The organism is Streptosporangium pseudovulgare, from assembly GCF_014648055.1.
Taxonomy (GTDB): domain Bacteria; phylum Actinomycetota; class Actinomycetes; order Streptosporangiales; family Streptosporangiaceae; genus Streptosporangium; species Streptosporangium pseudovulgare.
Genome location: NZ_BMQJ01000007.1, coordinates 18,928 through 35,650, shown reverse-complemented (window position 1 = coordinate 35,650; position 16,723 = coordinate 18,928). Strand labels below are relative to the sequence as shown.

At 74.0% G+C, this 16,723-nt stretch carries 17 protein-coding genes and 1 pseudogene; 6 read left to right on the top strand and 12 right to left on the bottom strand.

Annotated elements, in window-relative coordinates; genetic code table 11:
- Window positions 1-140 precede the first annotated feature (140 nt).
- The 3 genes from IEZ10_RS15485 to IEZ10_RS15475 form a co-directional block, all read right to left on the bottom strand.
- Window positions 141-1,052 carry a sensor histidine kinase gene (locus IEZ10_RS15485; protein ID WP_189247206.1) on the bottom strand — a complete coding sequence of 304 codons (912 nt, stop codon included), beginning with the start codon at window positions 1,050-1,052 and terminating at the stop codon, window positions 141-143.
- Window positions 1,053-1,324: 272 nt separating this feature from the next.
- Window positions 1,325-2,302, bottom strand: coding sequence for an aldo/keto reductase (locus IEZ10_RS15480; RefSeq protein ID WP_189247205.1), 978 nt, complete (start codon window positions 2,300-2,302; stop codon window positions 1,325-1,327).
- Window positions 2,299-2,661, bottom strand: coding sequence for a MerR family transcriptional regulator (locus IEZ10_RS15475; RefSeq protein WP_189247204.1), 363 nt, complete (start codon window positions 2,659-2,661; stop codon window positions 2,299-2,301). The genes IEZ10_RS15480 and IEZ10_RS15475 overlap by 4 nt, the downstream gene beginning before the upstream one ends.
- A 448-nt stretch (window positions 2,662-3,109) precedes the next feature.
- On the opposite strand from IEZ10_RS15475, the pseudogene IEZ10_RS40410 reads away from it, so the two are divergent.
- Together IEZ10_RS40410 and IEZ10_RS15465 are read left to right on the top strand one after the other, a co-directional pair.
- Window positions 3,110-3,646 (top strand): annotated as a pseudogene (locus IEZ10_RS40410) (DUF998 domain-containing protein); the annotation flags it as partial.
- A gap of 88 nt (window positions 3,647-3,734) precedes the next feature.
- Window positions 3,735-4,067, top strand: a complete 333-nt coding sequence (locus IEZ10_RS15465; protein WP_189247203.1) for a YnfA family protein — start codon at window positions 3,735-3,737, stop codon at window positions 4,065-4,067.
- A gap of 163 nt (window positions 4,068-4,230) precedes the next feature.
- Here IEZ10_RS15465 and IEZ10_RS15460 read toward each other — a convergent pair whose 3' ends face one another.
- The 4 genes from IEZ10_RS15460 to IEZ10_RS15445 form a co-directional block, all read right to left on the bottom strand.
- Window positions 4,231-6,594: a Tex family protein gene (locus tag IEZ10_RS15460; RefSeq protein ID WP_189247202.1), complete on the bottom strand. Its 2,364-nt coding sequence runs from the start codon at window positions 6,592-6,594 to the stop codon at window positions 4,231-4,233.
- A 321-nt stretch (window positions 6,595-6,915) separates the two neighbouring features.
- The gene (locus tag IEZ10_RS15455; protein WP_189247201.1) at window positions 6,916-7,125 is read right to left on the bottom strand and encodes a hypothetical protein; all 210 of its coding nucleotides are present in this window, start codon (window positions 7,123-7,125) and stop codon (window positions 6,916-6,918) included.
- A gap of 97 nt (window positions 7,126-7,222) precedes the next feature.
- Window positions 7,223-8,125, bottom strand: coding sequence for a DUF4097 family beta strand repeat-containing protein (locus IEZ10_RS15450; RefSeq protein WP_189247200.1), 903 nt, complete (start codon window positions 8,123-8,125; stop codon window positions 7,223-7,225).
- A 253-nt stretch (window positions 8,126-8,378) separates the two neighbouring features.
- On the bottom strand, window positions 8,379-8,957 hold the full coding sequence (locus IEZ10_RS15445; RefSeq protein WP_189247199.1) for a toxin-antitoxin system HicB family antitoxin: 579 nt from the start codon (window positions 8,955-8,957) through the stop codon (window positions 8,379-8,381).
- A 355-nt stretch (window positions 8,958-9,312) separates the two neighbouring features.
- Between IEZ10_RS15445 and rpmG the strand changes: the two genes are divergently transcribed.
- Window positions 9,313-9,477: a 50S ribosomal protein L33 gene (gene rpmG, locus IEZ10_RS15440; RefSeq protein WP_189247198.1), complete on the top strand. Its 165-nt coding sequence runs from the start codon at window positions 9,313-9,315 to the stop codon at window positions 9,475-9,477.
- A 135-nt stretch (window positions 9,478-9,612) separates the two neighbouring features.
- On the opposite strand, the gene IEZ10_RS15435 is transcribed toward rpmG, so the two are convergent.
- The 5 genes from IEZ10_RS15435 to IEZ10_RS15415 form a co-directional block, all read right to left on the bottom strand.
- On the bottom strand, window positions 9,613-10,182 hold the full coding sequence (locus tag IEZ10_RS15435) for a TetR/AcrR family transcriptional regulator (RefSeq protein ID WP_189247197.1): 570 nt from the start codon (window positions 10,180-10,182) through the stop codon (window positions 9,613-9,615).
- 118 nt (window positions 10,183-10,300) lie between these two features.
- On the bottom strand, window positions 10,301-10,816 hold the full coding sequence (locus IEZ10_RS15430) for a cellulose binding domain-containing protein (protein WP_229811301.1): 516 nt from the start codon (window positions 10,814-10,816) through the stop codon (window positions 10,301-10,303).
- A 101-nt stretch (window positions 10,817-10,917) separates the two neighbouring features.
- Window positions 10,918-12,024 (bottom strand): lytic polysaccharide monooxygenase auxiliary activity family 9 protein, encoded by a 1,107-nt coding sequence (locus IEZ10_RS15425; RefSeq protein ID WP_229811300.1) that lies wholly within the window; start codon window positions 12,022-12,024, stop codon window positions 10,918-10,920.
- Window positions 12,025-12,301: 277 nt separating this feature from the next.
- Window positions 12,302-12,787 (bottom strand): GNAT family N-acetyltransferase, encoded by a 486-nt coding sequence (locus IEZ10_RS15420; RefSeq protein WP_189247195.1) that lies wholly within the window; start codon window positions 12,785-12,787, stop codon window positions 12,302-12,304.
- A 111-nt stretch (window positions 12,788-12,898) separates the two neighbouring features.
- Complete coding sequence (locus IEZ10_RS15415; RefSeq protein WP_189247194.1) at window positions 12,899-15,055, bottom strand: SpoIIE family protein phosphatase; 2,157 nt, start codon at window positions 15,053-15,055, stop codon at window positions 12,899-12,901.
- A 74-nt stretch (window positions 15,056-15,129) separates the two neighbouring features.
- On the opposite strand from IEZ10_RS15415, the gene IEZ10_RS15410 reads away from it, so the two are divergent.
- From IEZ10_RS15410 to IEZ10_RS15400, 3 genes are all read left to right on the top strand, one after another.
- Window positions 15,130-15,462, top strand: a complete 333-nt coding sequence (locus tag IEZ10_RS15410) for an STAS domain-containing protein (protein WP_268246319.1) — start codon at window positions 15,130-15,132, stop codon at window positions 15,460-15,462.
- Window positions 15,452-15,850, top strand: a complete 399-nt coding sequence (locus IEZ10_RS15405) for an ATP-binding protein (protein ID WP_189247192.1) — start codon at window positions 15,452-15,454, stop codon at window positions 15,848-15,850. The genes IEZ10_RS15410 and IEZ10_RS15405 overlap by 11 nt, the downstream gene beginning before the upstream one ends.
- 271 nt (window positions 15,851-16,121) lie before the next feature.
- Window positions 16,122-16,703, top strand: coding sequence for an HAD-IA family hydrolase (locus IEZ10_RS15400; protein WP_189247191.1), 582 nt, complete (start codon window positions 16,122-16,124; stop codon window positions 16,701-16,703).
- The last annotated feature ends 20 nt before the right edge of the window (window positions 16,704-16,723 follow it).

The window sequence follows — 16,723 nt, the reverse complement described above, 5'->3', positions numbered from 1 at the left end:
TCCCTGACCGCCTGGGCGGCCGGCGGGGAGGCCGCCCCATCCCGTGCCCCTGCCCGGCCCGACCGCGTGGGAGGCCGACGGCCAGGCCGCCCGTGACCTCGCCCGGCCCGACCGCGTGGGAGGCCGGCGGCCAGGCCGTCCTACCCCGTGACCCTGCTCGGCCTGACCGCGTGGGCGGTCAGCGGGAGGGCCGCCCGCACGCCGTACCCTCCGCCGGGCTCGGGACCGGCCGACAGGCTGCCGTGGAAGAGCGCGACCCGCTCCCGCACGCCGACCAGCCCGGCCCCGGCCCAGGCCCCGGCGCGGCCGTCGCGCGGCCCGCTGTCGGTGATCTCCAGGAACAGCTCCCGGGGCCGGTAGGCGATCCGCACCTCGGCGGCGGTGGAACCCGCGCGCCGCAGGGCGTTGTCCAGCGCCGCCTGCACGATCCGGTACGCCGACAGGTCCAGGCCCACGGGCAGCGGGCTCGGCTCACCCTCGACGCTCAGCCGCACGTCGAGGCCCGCGGCGCGCATCCGCTCGGCGAGATCGTCCAGGTGGGCGAGGGTCGGCTGCGGCGCCAGCCCGTCGTCCTCGGCGCCGGTGCGCAGCAGCCCCAGCGTACGGCGCAGCTCCTCCACGGCGGCCCGGCCGGTCTCCTCCACCACGTGCAGCGCCTCGCGCTCGGTGATCTGGTCGGGGCGGAGCGACAGGCGCGCGGCGCCCGCCTGCATGACCATCGCGCTGACGTTGTGCGCGACGACGTCGTGCAGCTCCCGGGCGATCCTCGCCCGCTCCTCGCTCGCCGCCCGTTCGTCAGCCGCCCACTCGCCCGCCGTCCCGCCGCCGGCCGTCCGCTCGCTCACCGTCCGGCCGCTCACCGTCCGGCCGCTCACCGTCCGCTTCCCGCGCACCGGCTCGCGGGCGAGCAGTTCGCCGCACTCCCGCGCGCGGCGACCGATCCGCAGGCGCCGCCGTACGGCGAGGCCCGCGCCGGCCGCGGCGCAGACCGCCGTCACCAGCGCCAACGCCGGCAGCCGACCGGCCGCGGTGGGGGGAAGACGGAGGCTCATGGGGCGAGGGTAGGGCGGGCGCCGGGCGCGCGGCATCCGCCGTGAGACTGATAGGAGTCACGACTCTCCCGCCGTTCGGGGGATGTGGGCCCGGCTCCCGGTCTCCCACCGTCCGGGGGCGTGCGCCCGGCTCCCGGTCTTCCGGAGGCCGGTGGGGCCGGGTGCCGGTCTCCCGCCGCCCGGGGGCGTGGGTCCGGCTCCCGGCCGTCCGGAAACCGGTGGGACCGGGAGCCGGGCCGGAGCCGCCGTCCGGCGTTCCGGCTCCGGTGAGGTCAGCGCTCGATCAGCGACATGTTCACGTACCGCTCGCCCCGGGCGCCGCCCGGCACCGCCGCCTCCAGCGCGGCGAGCTGGTCCGGGGTCAGCGTGACGCCGGCCGCCGCCGCGTTCTCCTCCAGGTAGCGCAGCCGCTTGGTGCCCGGGATCGGGATCACGTCCTCGCCCCGGGAGAGAAGCCAGGCCAGGGCGAGCTGGGCCGGGGTGCAGCCCGCCTCCCCGGCGACCTTGCGCACCTCCGCCACGAGCTCCTCGTTGCGTGCCCCGTTCTCCCCGGTGAACCGGGGGTGGCGCTTGCGGAAGTCGTCGTCGGGCAGCTCCCCGGCGGGCGGCAGCGTGCCGCCCAGCAGGCCCCGGCTGATGGGGGAGTAGGCCACCAGCGCGACGCCCAGCTCCCGCGCGGCCGGCAGGATCTCCGCCTCGATGTCGCGGGTGAACAGCGAGTACTCGCTCTGCAGGGCGGCGATCGGGTGCGTGGCGTGCGCCCGGCGCAGGGTCTCCGCGCTCACCTCCGACAGGCCGAGGCGACCGACCTTGCCCTCGGCGACCAGCTCGGCCATCGCCCCCACGGTCTCCTCGATGGGGACGTCGGGGTCGCGGCGGTGCAGGTAGTACAGGTCGATGTGGTCCACGCCCAGCCGCTTCAGGGAGGCCTCGGCGGCCTTTCTGACGTAGGCGGGGCTGCCGTCGACGCCGCGGGCATCGGGGTCGTCGCTCCTGACGATGCCGAACTTGGTGGCCAGCACCACCTCGTCCCTGCGGCCGGCGATCGCCCGGCCCACCAGCTCCTCGTTGTGGCCCCTGCCGTACATGTCGGCGGTGTCCAGGAAGTTCACCCCCAGGTCGAGGGCGCGGTGGATGACCGCGATCGACTCGGCCTCGTCGGCCGCGCCGTAGAACTCCGACATCCCCATGCAGCCCAGGCCGATGGCCGAGACCTCCGGGCCGTTCAGGCCGAGACGGCGCCTGTTCATCGTGCCTCCGTTGTCGCATAGAAGTCGATCTTGTAGTCGAGGATCCCCAGGTCCTCGGTGAGCCGCGCGATCCGCGTCCTGACCCGCTCCCGGTGGGCCTCCAGGATCCGCCGCCGTTCGGCGGTGGTCTCCGGGCCTCGGCGGCGCAGTTCGGCGTAGCGGCACATGTCCGCGATCGGCATGCCGGTCGATCGCAGCCTGGTCAGGAAGTCGAGCCAGGCCAGGTCGGCCTCCGTGTAGGCGCGGTGCCCGCTCGGGTCGCGCTCCACCTCGTGGATGAGCCCGATCCGCTCGTAGTACCGCAGCGTGTGCGCGCTCAGTCCCGAGCGGCGCGAGGCCTCCTGGATGGTGATCCCCATATGTCTCACCTTGCCGCTTAGAGCGCGCTCGAAGTCAAGCGGGTCCCCCCGGGGCGCCCGGCTCGCGGAGCGGTCCGGCAGGCGGGGCACGCGGCTCCGGAGGCGCGTCCCGCGAGCGGAAACCCGGCCCCGGAGGCGTTCCGTCCGCGGGCGCCGGGTCCGGAGGCGTCCCGTCCGCGGGCGCCGGATCGGAGGCGTCCCGTCCGCGGGTGCCGGGTCCGGAGACGCCCCGTGAGGGGACTTGCGCTCCGGAGCCGTCCCGGGGGTCCGACCCTGAGGGGGAAGGCCCTACCCCCGGCGGTCTTCGCGCAGCTCAGAGCTGTCATACCCGGGACGTCCCCGAAGAAGGTGACCCCACCCCGGGCCGGAGCCCCTCGGGGACGGCTCAGGGACGCCTGGGGACCATCTCCAATACTCCGACCCCCTGGTCGATCGCCATTTTTGAGTCATGGCGAGTCAGGCTTTCTCCGGAACAGGGATGATCCACGGCGGTTACGCGGCGATCGGCGCCGGAGCCGCGTCGATGGTGGGGCTGCACGTGGCCACGGGGCTGGACCCGGTGCACACGCTGATCAGCGAGTACGCGTTCGCGCCCGACGGGTGGCTGCTGCCCGTCTCCCTCACGTTCTTCGCGGCCGGCGCCGCGGCCTTCGGGATCGCGCTGGCGCGGCGCGCCGCGGACCGCGGGGCCGCGCTGCTGGTCGGAGCCTGGGGCCTGTGCATGCTGCTGATCGGCGTCTTCCCCACGGACGCGCCCGGCCTGCCGCTGTCGATGTCCGGGGGCATCCACCGCTACGCGGCGTTCGGGGCCTTCCTCGCCATGCCGGTGGCGGGCCTGATCCTCTCCCGGCGGCACGCCGCCGGTTCCTACGCCCGGCCGGTGCGCCTGCTGAGCCTGGCGTCCCTGGGCGTGCTGGTGCTGGTGGTCCTGCCGTACGTGGTGCGGATGTTCGGGATCCCCCTGGCGGGAGAGGACATCCCCGCCGGGGTGACCCAGCGGCTGGTCGTGGTCTTCGAGGTGGCGGTGCTGGCCCTGGTCGGGCTGTTGATCGCCGCCGGGTACCGTCGTACCCATGACGGTCCTCCGCTCCCTGCTGCTGTTCGCCTTCGCCGCCGTGGCGGAGATCGGCGGCGCGTGGCTGGTGTGGCAGGGCGTGCGCGAGGGGCGCGGGCCGCTCTGGATCGCGGGCGGTGTCATCGCGCTCGGCGCGTACGGCTTCGCGGCGGCGTTTCAGCCCGCGCAGGACTTCGGCCGGATCCTCGCCGCCTACGGCGGGGTGTTCGTCGCGGGCTCGCTGGTCTGGGGAATGGTCATGGACGGGTTCCGGCCTGACCGCTGGGACGTGGCCGGTGCGCTGATCTGCCTGGCCGGAATGGCCGTGATCATGTACGCGCCGCGCGGCTGACCGGCGGTACGACCGCCCGGCTCGCCCGGGTCCGGACGGCGGATCCGGCCTCCGGGAGGCGCGGCCCGGCCGGCGGTACGGCCTTGGCAGGCAGTACGGCCTGGATCGGCGGTACGGCCGCCGCCCACGCGGGCGGCGGCCGTACCGTGTGGCGCGTCGCCGGCTACCGGTCGCCGTCGGAGCCGGTGAGCCCGGCGCGGCGCAGCGCGTCGGCCATCGCGCCGCCCGGCGCTTCACGCCGGCGGTCGCCACGCCCCTGCTGGCCGCCGCGTCCCTGCTGCCCGCCCCGCCCCTGACGGCGGTCGCCCTGGCCCTGCTGCCGGTCGCCGCCGCGGCGGCCGCCGTCGGCCTGGTCACGCCTGCCCCCGCCGCGGGCGGGCTCGTCCTCCAGCCGGAGGGTCAGGGAGATGCGCTTACGCGGGATGTCGACGTCGAGCACCTTCACCCGGACGATGTCGCCGGGCCTGACGACCTCGCGCGGGTCCCTGACGAAGGTGTGCGACAGCGCCGAGACGTGGACCAGGCCGTCCTGGTGCACGCCGACGTCGACGAACGCGCCGAAGGCGGCGACGTTGGTGACCACGCCCTCCAGCACCATGCCGGGTTCGAGGTCGGAGATCTTCTCCACGCCCTCCTTGAAGGCCGCCGTCTTGAAGGCCGGGCGCGGGTCGCGGCCGGGCTTCTCCAGCTCCGACAGGATGTCGGTGACGGTCGGCAGGCCGAAGGTGTCGTCGACGAAGTCCTGGGGCCGCAGCGACCGCAGGACCGTGCCGTTGCCGATCAGCTCGCGGATGCCGCCGCCGGTGGCCGACAGGATGCGGCGCACCACCGGGTACGCCTCGGGGTGCACGCTGGAGGTGTCGAGGGGGTCGTCGCCGTCCGGGATGCGCAGGAAGCCCGCGCACTGCTCGAACGCCTTGGGGCCGAGGCGGGGCACCTCTTTGAGCGCCCGGCGCGACCGGAACGGGCCGGACGCGTCGCGGTGGGCGACGATGTTGTCGGCCAGGCCCGCCGTGATGCCCGACACACGTGCCAGCAGCGGCGCCGAGGCGGTGTTCACGTCGACCCCCACCGCGTTCACGCAGTCCTCGACGACCGCGTCGAGCGAGCGGGACAGCTTGGTCTCGGCGAGGTCGTGCTGGTACTGGCCGACGCCGATCGACTTGGGGTCGATCTTGACCAGCTCGGCCAGCGGGTCCTGCAGGCGCCGGGCGATCGACACCGCGCCGCGCAGCGAGACGTCCAGGCCGGGCAGCTCCTGGGCGGCGTAGGCGGAGGCGGAGTAGACGGAGGCGCCGGCCTCCGACACCACGATCTTGGTCAGCCCGGGGACCAGCTTCACCAGCTCGCCGGCGAGCTTGTCGGTCTCGCGGGAGGCGGTGCCGTTGCCGATCGCGACCAGTTCCACGTCGTGCTTCTTGGCGAGCGCTGCCAGCGTGGCGAGCGACTGGTCCCACTGGCGGCGCGGCTCGTGCGGGTAGATCGTGGCGGTCTCCAGCACCTTGCCGGTGGCGTCGACCACCGCGACCTTCACGCCGGTGCGCAGGCCCGGGTCCAGGCCCATGGTGGCGCGGGTGCCGGCGGGCGCGGCGAGCAGCAGGTCGCGGAGGTTGGCGGCGAACACACGCACCGCCTCGTCCTCGGCCGCCTGCCACAGCCGGGTCCGCAGGTCGATGCCGAGGTGGACGAGGACGCGGGTGCGCCAGGCCCAGCGGACGGTGTCGGCCAGCCACTTGTCGGCCGGGCGGCCCCGGTCGGAGACGCCGAAGCGGTGGGCGATGCTCGCCTCGTAGGAACCGGTGGGCTCCGGCTCGGGCTCCAGGGTGAGGGTGAGGACCTCCTCCTTCTCGCCGCGGAACATCGCCAGGATCCGGTGGGAGGGCAGCTTGGTGAACGGCTCGGCGAAGTCGAAGTAGTCGGAGAACTTCGCCCTCTGCTCCTCCTTGCCCTCGCGGACCGCCGAGACCATGCGGCCCTTCGTCCACATCCGCTCGCGCAGCTCGCCGACCAGGTCGGCGTCCTCGGCGAACCGCTCGACGAGGATCGCCCGCGCCCCGTCCAGCGCGGCGGCGGCGTCGGGCACCCCCTCGCCGACGAAGGCCGCGGCGGCGGCCTGCGGGTCGACGGACGGGTCGGCGAGCAGGCCGTCGGCGAGCGGTTCGAGACCGGCCTCGCGGGCGATCTGCGCCTTGGTCCGCCGCTTGGGCTTGTAGGGGAGGTAGATGTCCTCCAGGCGGGCCTTGGAGTCGGCCGCGACGATCTGCGCCTCAAGGGCGTCGTCGAGCTTGCCCTGGGAACGGATCGACTCCAGGATCGCGGCCCGCCGGTCCTCCAGCTCCCGCAGGTAGCGCAGCCGCTCCTCCAGCGTGCGCAGCTGCGTGTCGTCGAGCGCCCCCGTGACCTCCTTGCGATAACGGGCGATGAACGGCACCGTGGCGCCGCCGTCGAGCAACTCCACGGCCGCCTGTACCTGCCGCTCGCGCACACCCAGCTCGTCGGCGATCCGCTGATGAATTGACGTGGTCACGGTCTCTCTTTCCTCGGGACGGGCAGCCGGGGCGGGCGGCCCTGTGGGCAGCCCCAAAGCTACCGCGCGACCCCGACAGGGTCCGGCGGAGACGGGGTTGTCCCGGTGGTGTCCGCGAGCGGGGCGAGAGTGACGGGAGGGCGGCGCCGGCGTCGCGGCGGGCTCGGTGGTCGCGGCCGGGCGATGCGACACCGGCCGGATGCCCGGCCTTCTCGGCGGTGGTCAGGCGATGGTCGGCCGGCGGCCGGGTGGCGGCCGAGTGATGGTCGGGTGGCGGCCGGATGGTGGTCGGGCGGTGGCCGGACGGCGGCCCGGTGATGGTCAGACGGCGGTCGGGCGGCGGTGGGCGGGGCCGGGACGCGCCCCGGCCGGTTCGGGGCTGATCCGGTCGGCGAGCCGGCGCATGGCGCCGGCGGTCCACCGGCGGGCGGGACCGGGACGCCGAGGGGCCAGGCGTGAGAGCTCGGCCTCGGCGATCGCCTCGGCGTGCGTCGCCCGGCACAGGGCGGTGATCTGGAACTCGTTGTTCACGGCTCTTCCCTTCTGGGAACGGGGGGTCTGCCTTCCGGGAGCGGTTCGGCGGCCCGTGCCGCGGATCCTTCTCGTGGCGGGATCCGCGGCACGGGTCCTACGGGCGGGTGCGCACCAGGGAGATGTCGCCGCTCACGGTCTTGACGCGGATCTCGGTCCGCGGGGTCTCGTCATCAGGCCGGTCCGCCTCCTCCAGGCCGGAACGGAGGTCGCCGGAGACCGTGGAGACGTCGAGCCAGGCGCTCACCCCGTCGGCGACACCGATCCCGACGTCGCCCGACACGCTGTCGACCGACACCCGGCCGCGGGTCACCGCCCCGATCTCGATGTCACCCGAGGAGCTGTGGATCTCCACCAGGTCACCGGCCGTCCCGATCGTGACCTCGCCGGAGGTGCTCCTCGTCCTGAAGGACGCGGCCGCCGTCTCGACGGTGATGTCGCCGGAGCCGCTCCTGACGGTGGTGTCGCCGTGGGCGGCGCCCAGCTTGACGCGTCCGCTGGAGGTGGTGATCTCCGCCTCGCCGCGCAGCTCACGCAGCCGGATGTCGCCGGAGGAGGTCTGGACGCCGGCCTCGGCGCCGGTGACATCACATGTGACGTCACCGCTCGACGTTCTGACGTCAAGCCGGGCGCAGCGCTCGATCCGGACATCGCCGGAGGCCGAGCCGACCGCGACGTCCCCCAGCGGCCCGGAGGTGCGGACGTCGGCGGAGGCGGCGTCGAGGGCGACCGCCGACCCTTCGGGAAGGGCGACGAGCACGTCCACGCTCGCCCGGCGTCCCAGCATCGCGCGCTGCTCGGGCGTCTCGACGAGGATCGTGCCGTCGTCCAGCCGTTCGACGCGGGTCCTGCTCGCGGCCTCGGTGTCGGCGGAGCTGGACGGCCGGGAGGGCCGGACCTCGACGACCGCGTCCTCGCGCGGGGCGGCGGTGACCTCCAGGAGGCCGGCGGGGAGCTTGACCCGCAGGGTGACGGGTCCGGGGGCGGGGAACGAGGGCATGGCGAAATCTCCCTTTCGGGTGCGGGGGATCATGGAATGGTGCGGAGGGTGCGAAGGCCCGGGGCGAGCGACCGGCGCGCGGTGCACCTCGTACGGCGGGCCGGCGGGTGGTGCGCTTCGTATGGCGGGCCGGCGTGCGATGGGCTGATGCGCGGCGGACGCGGTGCCGCCGCGCCGGGGAACGGGGGGCGGGCGCCCGCCGCCGGGGAACGGGTGCCCGTCGCTCAGGCGCGGACCGGCGGGCGCGGGAGTCTCAGCGGGCCCAGCCGCTGAGGCGCTTGCCGCCCCCGCGGGGACGCGGTTCCCGCGGGCCGTCCAGCAACGCGGCGGACAGCACGCGGACCAGCCACGCGTTGACCGAGACGCCTTCGGCGCCCGCCGCCTCCTCGATGCGGCTCTTGAGCGACTCGGGCAGGCGCAGGGTCATCCTGGCCGTGCCCTCCTCGCCCGGGAGCGTCGGAGGCGTCGGCGGGGCCGGGGGGAACGGCGGTGTGGGGAAGCCGGGCGGCCCCGGCGGGGCCGGAGCGCCCGGCGGCGCGAACGCGCCGGGCATTCCGGGCGGCGGCGCGAAACCCCCGGTCTCCCCGAAGTCCGGCGGTGTCACCACGAACTCGGGTTCGCGGTTGCGGATCCGTACCTCGACCGAGCCGGGCGCGAGCTCACGGGTGACCTCGTCGGCCGCGGCCGACAGGACCTCGATGAGGGTGAGCCTGACCGCGGAGTCGAGCGACGTGGTCAGGTTCTCCACGGCGGCCCGGGTCTCGGGGTCGGCGACCGCCGCCGACGCGGCCAGTGCCCGGCGGAGGTTCTCGACGAAGGGCGTGACGTCCATGGGCATCACTATGACGCCAATGGTGACGTCACGTCAAGCCGAATGACGTCATTTATGACGTCTCTCTGGATGTCGTGTGGCGTCACGGTGGCGTCGGCGGCTTCGGCGCGGGGGCCGGATCGCCGTTCCGGTGCCGCGGGTGTTCCACCCCGGACGGCTCCGTCGGCCGCGGTGGCACCGGTTCTCCGGTCGGCGGCGATCCGCTCCTTCCGGGGCGTCGGGGAGATCGCGGCATGTCCGGCGGTCGGCGATCCCGCGATTCGACCGATCGTCCGGCCGGGGGCCCCGCGCCGAGAGGAATGGAAATCGTTATCGGCGTTGTTGTGGGTCTCGTCGATCGGAAAAGGAGAAGGCCATGGCTGGAAACGAGCTCCGTCCCGTGATCAAGCTGCGCTCGACCGCGGGCACCGGCTACACCTACGTGACCCGTAAGAACCGGCGGAACTCCCCCGACCGGCTCACGCTCACCAAGTACGACCCGATCGCCCGGCGCCACGTGGAGTTCCGCGAGGACCGCTGAGATCCCGTCCCGCCGGTCCTCACCGCCCGGGGGTCTTCCCCGGGCGGTCCCGGCGGGCGCGCTCCGGGCGGGGCCCGGTGTCAGGCGCCGCGGGGCGCGTCGTTCCGTCGGCCACCGGGTCGCCGCGGGCGGGTTTCAGGGCACGACCCGGCTCCGCAGCAGGGCGTCGAGGTGGTCCAGGATCCACTCCCAGCTCTCCTGTGAGCCGGGATCGCTGTGGCTGAAGCCGCCGGCCGCCTCCAGGCTGATGTAACCGTGGAAAACGCTGCCCAGCAGCCGTACGGCGTGCGTCCGGTCCGCCTCCGTCAGGTCGTAACCGCGCAGGATCGCCCGCGTCATCTGCGCGTGCCTGCCCCCGGCGCCGGCGGCCGCCGTGTCCGGGTCGAGCCGGAGCCGCGCCGCGTCGTAGCGGCCCGGGTGCTCCCGGGCGTAGTCGCGGTAGACGTTTCCCAGCGCGGCCAGGGCGTCCCGGCCGGCCCGCCCGGCCAGGGCGGCGGCGGCCCGGTCGGCGAGCTCCTCCAGTGCGAGGAGGGCGATCCCGGTCCTGAGGTCCTGCGAGTTCTTCAGGTGGGAGTACAGGCTCGCGACCTTGACGTCGAACCGCCTGGCGAGCGCCGAGACGGTCACCTGGTCGAAGCCGACCTCGTCGGCCAGTTCCGCCCCCGCCCGGACCAGGCGTTCCGTCGTCAGTCCCGCGCGTGCCACGATCCTCCCCCCGTCCTCCTGCAGAGATTGTGTAATTCCCTGAAGCGTTCAGGCAACATGATCTGCCGGCACCGTACCGGCCGGTGTCAGCGGTCGCCCCGCACGGCCGGCCGGCCGGTCAGCCGCAGGTGATCTCGGTGAAGGCCGGGGGAGCGGCGGCGGAGCCCACGAAACCGACTTCGGAGACGGTGGCCCCGGGGGCGAGGACGGCCCCCTCGGGCGCGTGGATCATCGCGATGGGCCCGCTCTGCATGGGCGTGCCGTTCCACGCCTGGGTGAGCTTGGCGCCCTGGGGGAGCAGCCACTGGATGTACCAGTCGCGCATCGGCCGGCCGGAGACGTTGCTGATCGTCGCGGCTCCCCGGTAGCCGCCCGGCCAGGACTCGACGAGGGTGACGGTGGCGGTGCAGCCGACGTCGGACGCCGTCGCGGACCCGGGGGCGTCCGGGGTCCCCGCCGCGGCTCCGGCGGCGTTCCGGGGTTCCGCGGTGTGCCCGGCGGTGTTCCGGGTCTCCGCCGCGTGCCCGGCGGCGTGCCGGGTGTCCGCCGTACGGCCGGCGCAGGACGCCACGACCAGCGCCGCCGCGGCCCCCAGTGAGACGGCGCCCAGCAGGGGCGCGATCCTCCGGGTCACCACCGCGGGGCCTCCTTCCGTGCGGGAACGCGGCGGACCGCGGCGGTCCCGGCCGGCGCGGAACGCGGGCGCCGGCCGGGACCGCCTTTCACCGGGATCCGTCAGGGGCTGGTGCAGGTCGGGGTGGGAGAGCCGCTGGTGCCGTTGGCGACGAACCCGAAGGTGGTCGAGCCGTTCGCCGCGACGGTCCGGTTCCAGTCGGTGTTCCTGACCACGGCGACCGATCCGGACGCGGTGTAGACGCCGTTCCAGACGCTGTTGATCGTGGTGCCGCTGCCCGGAGTCCAGCTCACCGTCCAGCCGTTGAGCGGGGAGGAGCCGCGGTTGGTCACGGTCACCTCGCCCTGGAACCCGCCCTGCCAGGAGCTGACCGTCCGGTAGGCGGCCGTGCAGGCGCCAGCGATCGGCGTCGAGCTCGGGGTCACCGTGGGCGTCGAGGTGGGGGTCGAGGTGGGCGTCGAGGTCGGCGTCACCGTGGGGGTCGCGGTCGGCGTCGAGCCGGGACGGCCCACACCGGTCACCTCGCCCTTTCCACCGTCGAAGACGACGTCGGAGCAGTTGTAGAAGGTCTCCGCGCTGTCGGACCGCTTCCACACCGAGTAGACGATGTGCCGGCCCGACTTGCCCGAGGGCAGGCGGGCGTCCCAGTAGTAGTAGGCGTCCGCGGTGCCCGCCGCGCCGACGCTCGGCGGGTGGTCGGCCGTGTAGAAGGGCTCTGCCTCAAGGTCGTCCCAGGTCAGCGGCCGGGTGGGGTCCCAGCCGTCCTTGGTGACGTAGACGTAGAACCAGCCGGGGTGCGCGGCCCACTTGTTGTACCGGAACTGGATGGAGCTTCCGGCGGTCAGGTGGGTCACGGGCCAGTCGGCGTGCGGCAGGTCGAACCCGCTGTAGGTGGGGTTGCCGCCGCTGCACGCCTGCCCGTCGGGGATGAACCCGCGGGTGCGCCCGGCGCCGTCGGAGCGGAGCACGCCGAACCAGTTGTACAGGGAGTTGGGGCCGCTCTTCGCGACCGCCGCCGCGCAGGCGGGGTTGACGGGGATGATCTGCCCCGTCTGCGACAGCCCGTCCTGCCAGCAGAGGTAGGTACGGCTGCCCGGCACCATCATCGCGCCGTGCGCGGACGCCGAACCGGGGACGAGAACGACCGCGAGCAACGCGGACAGGAGGGCGACCGCGCCCGCGGCGACGGCGCCTGGCCATTTCTTCACGGGATTACCTCCCCCTTCCGGGGACGACGAACCGCTGGTTCATGGCGGTGAAGCGCTCACGCGAGACGGACTTTAGGCCGTCGTCTCCGGGGAGTGAACGCGGTGCGGTCGCCGCGGGCGGGGCGTGCGTCATCGGCGCAGGTCAGCGGGGTGCGGGGATGGACGGAAGGATGAAAGGTTCATGCCCCGGCCGACGGTGATCTCCGGATCGGCCCCGGTCGGCGACCCCGCCGGGAGGCGCGTCGGGCATCCCGCCGGGGCCGTTCCCCGCAGGTCCCTACCGGGCGGCGAGCTTCTCCAGCGCCGGGCCGGCGAGCCGGTACGTGTGCCACTCGTCGAGGTGCACGGCCCCCAGCGACCGGTAGAACTCGATGGAGGGGGTGTTCCAGTCGAGGACCGCCCATTCCAGACGGCCGTAGCCGCGTTCCACGCAGATACGCGCCAGCTCGGCGAGCAGCTGCTTGCCGTGCCCCCCGCCCCGCCGGTCGGGGTGGACGAAGAGGTCTTCGAGGTGGATTCCGTGCCTGCCCACCCAGGTGGAGTAGGTGAGGAACCAGATCGCGAAGCCCACGGGCCTCTCCTCGCCCCGCTCGTCGCGCTCGGTGGCGAGGTGGCAGAACACCGCGGGGGAGTCGCCGAAGAGCGCCTCGCGCAGGTCGTCGGGGGTGGTCTGGACCTTGTCCAGCGCTTTCTCGTACTCGGCGAGGTCGCGGATCATACCGATGATGGCTGGGACGTCGTCCGGTGTCGCGGGGCGAATCATGGGTGAAGTTTAGGCCGTTTCCGACCCTGCCTTTCCGGTCCCGCCGTCCTGACCTGGGCGTCCTGGCCCGCCGCCCCGGCCTGGAAGTCCCGCTCCGCCGTCCCGGTCCGGTCACCGCTCCACGGGGTGGACGAAGCCGAGAAGGGCTACGTCGTCCCGGTTGTCCACGCCCTCGACGAGCGAGAGCAGCGACTCCAGCTGGGCCTCCAGGTCGAGGCCGGCCGTTCGCGCCGCCTCGGTGAGGAGCCGGTCCATGCCGGTGAGGATGCCCGTCGGCCGCTTCTCCACGATGCCGTCGGTGTACAGCAGCAGCCGGTCGCCGGGCCCGAGGCGCGCCTCGGAGGCGGGGAAGCCGATGGAGGGCAGCACCCCGATCAGCGGGGCGAGCGCGCCGTCGAGGTACTCGGGTTCCCCGCCCGCCCGGCAGACCAGGGGAGGCGGATGCCCGGCGCCGGCGTACCGCACGTACCCGGTGACCCGGGAGATCCGTACGCACAGGACGGTGGAGCGCATGCGCTCACCCGGGCCGCAGGCCATCCGGTTGAGGCGGAAGAGGACGCGGCCGGGCTCGGGGTCCTCCACGGCGTAGGCACGCAGCGCGTTGCGCACCCGGCTCATCGTGGCGGCGGCCTCGACGCCCTTTCCGACGACGTCGCCGATCACCAGCATCAGCTCGTCGTCGGAGATCCGGATGGCGTCGTACCAGTCGCCGCCCACCTCCGCCTCGTCGCTGCCCGGCAGGTAGCGGCCGGCGATCCGCAGGTCGCCGGCGGAGGGGACCTCGGGCAGCAGGGCGAGCTGCAGCGTGGTCGCGATCCGGTGCTCCAGCTCCAGCCGCTCCAGGTTCGCCAGGCGCGCGAGGGCGAGCTGGGCGAGCCGGTCCAGCGCCGGCTCACCGGTGACGGCGGCTCTGCCCGCGACGGTCCCGCCCGCGAGGGTTCCCTCCGGGGCGTCTCGGTCCGCGACGGTCCCCTCCGAGGCGTCTCCGCTCGCGACGGCTTCGCCCGTGACGGTCCCGCCCGGGGCGTTTCCGTCCGGCGGGGTGACGACGAGGCCGTCGGAGGTGAGCGTCACCGCCGCCCCGGGGGAGTCCGCCAGCAGCCGGCCGTACCGCTCCGTCAGGGTCAGCACCTCGTGGGCCGTCGACGCTTTGTTGATCGCCAGCGCGGCCTCGGTCAGCTCGCGCAGCCGGCGGTTGTGCCGGGACCGCGCCTCGGCAGGCCGTAGGATCCCGCGCACCCGGCCGAGCAGCTCCTCCAGCGGTCCCAGGATCAGCGCCAGCGGCGTGCGCAGCTCGTGACTGACGTTGGCGAAGAACGCCGTCTTGGCGCTGTCGAGCTCGGCGAGCGCGCGTGTCCGGTCGCGTTCCCGCTCGTGGGCCTCGGCGGCGGTCAGCGCCCGCGACACGCTCTCGGCGAGCGCCTGGAAGAACTCCCGGTAGGACTCGTCCACCGGCAGCAGGGGGTTCACCCCGCACACCAGCAGGCCCTGGAACCTGGTCCCGGAGTCCAGCGGCAGGACGATGACGGGGCCGGGCACGCCGAAACGCCCGCCGGACGCCGCGACGACCGGGGCCCGGCGGGCGGCGGCCACCGGCTCGTCACCGGCGGAGATCCGGCCGGGAGCGGTGTCGCGCGGTGTGGTGAGCCGCAGGTCGCCGTCGTCGCCGAGGAGGTAGACGAGGGCGGACGGCACGTCCTCGCGGCCGTGCCCGGCGAGCGCGGCGACCACGGCCGCCGCCACGTCGGGCCGCGTCGTCATCCCGCTCGCGGCCAGGCCGACACGGTTCAGGGCGCGGGTCCTGCGCTCTCCGAGAACCCGGCCGGTCATCTCGCTGACCAGGCAGAGGACTCCGCCGACGGTGCCGTCGGGCAGCCGGACGGGGTCGTAGGAGAGGTCGAAGTAGGTCTGCTCCAGGAAGCCGTGCCGTTCCAGCAGGAAGGGGTGGTCACGGTCCCAGAACGGCTCTCCCGACTCGCGGACCCGGTCGAGCAGCGGGCCCAGCGCGTCCCAGATCTCGGGCCAGGTCTCCGCGGCCGGCCGGCCGAGGGCCGCCGGGTGCTTGGCGCCGATCGCGGCGACGTAGGCGTCGTTGTACACGCCGATGTGCTCGGGGCCCCAGAACAGGACGATCTGGGTGCGTGACGACAGGACGATGTCGACGGCGGTCCTCAGCACCGCCGGCCACCGCTCCATCGAACCGAGCGGGGTGCCGGCCCAGTCGTGCTCGCGGACCCGCCTGCCCATCTCGCCGCCGTAGGCTCTCACCTCGGAGTTTGCCTCCCATGCGTTGGGTAGTGTGACGATACCTGGTCGATCGATCTATTCCACGGCGGGGACATATGGGCATTCGTCTGGACAGACAGACGGATCGAGAAGGCGCTCGGGTCCTCATCCCGATCGGTGACCTCGACAGGGACGCCGTGGAACCGCTGAGCGCCGCGGTGGGCGAGGAGCTCGCCGGACGCCCCGCCCGCCTGGTGATCCGGATGACCCACGTGCCGTTCTGCGACTCCTCGGGGATCGTCATGCTGCTCGACGCCCACGCCGACGCGACGGGCCGGGGCATCTGGCTCGCCCTCGCCGACGTGGGCGAGCATCTGCGGGGCCTCTTCCGGCTCTCCGCGCTCGACCGGGTCGTCCCGATCATCGAGGAGCCGCCCCATGGCCGATGACGCTCATGGAGAGGCGGTGACGAGCCTCCCGATCGGAGGGAACCTGTCGGAGCTGCGCGAGCGCACCCGTGACTTCCTCACCCCGGCGAAGCTGGGCGAGCGGCAGGAGGCGAACTTCATCCTCGCCATCAGCGAGGCCGCCAACAACGTGCTGGACCACGCCCGCACCCCGGGCGTCCTCGTCCTGCGGCGATACGCCGACCGCGTCGTGGCCGAGATCAGCGACGAGGCGGGGACGCTCACCGATCCCCGGGCGGGCATGACCGCGCCCGAGGTCGGGTCCCGCCGCGGCTACGGGCTCTGGCTGATGCGCCAGATGTGCGACGAGGTGGAGATCACATCCGGGCCGGCCGGTTCGACGGTCCGGCTCGTCATGCGCTGCGACTGATCCGGACCGCGCCGCACCACCTGGGCGGTCCGTTCGCCGTACCCGTGCCTTCTCCCGGTGACCGGTCTCCCTTGTCTTCGAACACGTGAGATGTTCAAATGAACCGGAAAGCCTTGCGGAGCGGTTCCGGCGGTCCTCTGTACGGCGAGGCTCCGGGGACGGTCTCCGGTGGCCTCCGGCGGTCCGCCCGCAGTGGCCGGCCGGGTGCCGCGGGACCGCCGCGACCGGCTCCGGTACGGAGACGAAGTTCGCCACGAGACGGAGGAGACGCGTGACCACCTGGATGCTGCTCGACTACGGCGAGGTCATCTCGCTGCCGCAGGCGGCCGAGGACGTGACGGCCATGGCGGTCCTCGCCGACCTCGACACCGAGACGTTCCTCGACCGCTACTGGCGTCACCGGGACCTCTACGACCGGGGGAGACCCTCCCACGCCTACTGGGGCGACGTCCTGGACCGCGGGTTCTCCGAGGGGGACCCGCTGGTGGCCGCGCTCGACGCGGCCGACACCGCGAGCTGGTCGCGCCCCGACCCGGCGAGCCTGGAGGCGATCCGCGCCCTCGCCGGCCGCCACCGGCTCGCGCTGCTGTCCAACGCCCCCGAGCCGATGGCCGCGGCCATCGACCGGGCGCCGTGGGCGCGGGCGTTCGACCACCTCTTCTACAGCTGCCGCCTCGGCCTGGCCAAGCCCGACCCCGAGATCTTCGAGAAGGTCCTGCACGAGCTCGGCGCGGAACCGGGCGAGGTCACCTTCTTCGACGACCGGGCGGTCAACGTCGAGGCCGCCGCGGCGGTCGGCATCCACGCCGTCCTGTACCGGCCCGGCACCCCCTTCGAGCGGCGACCGGCTTGACCGGGCCGCCGGGCCGCCGG

Excerpts from the sequence above, each read along its gene's own strand:
- IEZ10_RS15450 (WP_189247200.1), bottom strand. The coding sequence starts at position 8,125 with ATGCCCTCGTTCCCCGCCCCCGGACCCGTCACCCTGCGGGTCAAGCTC.
- IEZ10_RS15410 (WP_268246319.1), top strand. The coding sequence starts at position 15,130 with ATGGGCATTCGTCTGGACAGACAGACGGATCGAGAAGGCGCTCGGGTC.
- IEZ10_RS15420 (WP_189247195.1), bottom strand. The coding sequence starts at position 12,787 with ATGATTCGCCCCGCGACACCGGACGACGTCCCAGCCATCATCGGTATG.
- IEZ10_RS15405 (WP_189247192.1), top strand. The coding sequence starts at position 15,452 with ATGGCCGATGACGCTCATGGAGAGGCGGTGACGAGCCTCCCGATCGGA.
- IEZ10_RS15480 (WP_189247205.1), bottom strand. The coding sequence starts at position 2,302 with ATGAACAGGCGCCGTCTCGGCCTGAACGGCCCGGAGGTCTCGGCCATC.
- rpmG (WP_189247198.1), top strand. The coding sequence starts at position 9,313 with ATGGCTGGAAACGAGCTCCGTCCCGTGATCAAGCTGCGCTCGACCGCG.
- IEZ10_RS15485 (WP_189247206.1), bottom strand. The coding sequence starts at position 1,052 with ATGAGCCTCCGTCTTCCCCCCACCGCGGCCGGTCGGCTGCCGGCGTTG.
- IEZ10_RS15445 (WP_189247199.1), bottom strand. The coding sequence starts at position 8,957 with ATGGACGTCACGCCCTTCGTCGAGAACCTCCGCCGGGCACTGGCCGCG.
- IEZ10_RS15475 (WP_189247204.1), bottom strand. The coding sequence starts at position 2,661 with ATGGGGATCACCATCCAGGAGGCCTCGCGCCGCTCGGGACTGAGCGCG.
- IEZ10_RS15465 (WP_189247203.1), top strand. The coding sequence starts at position 3,735 with ATGACGGTCCTCCGCTCCCTGCTGCTGTTCGCCTTCGCCGCCGTGGCG.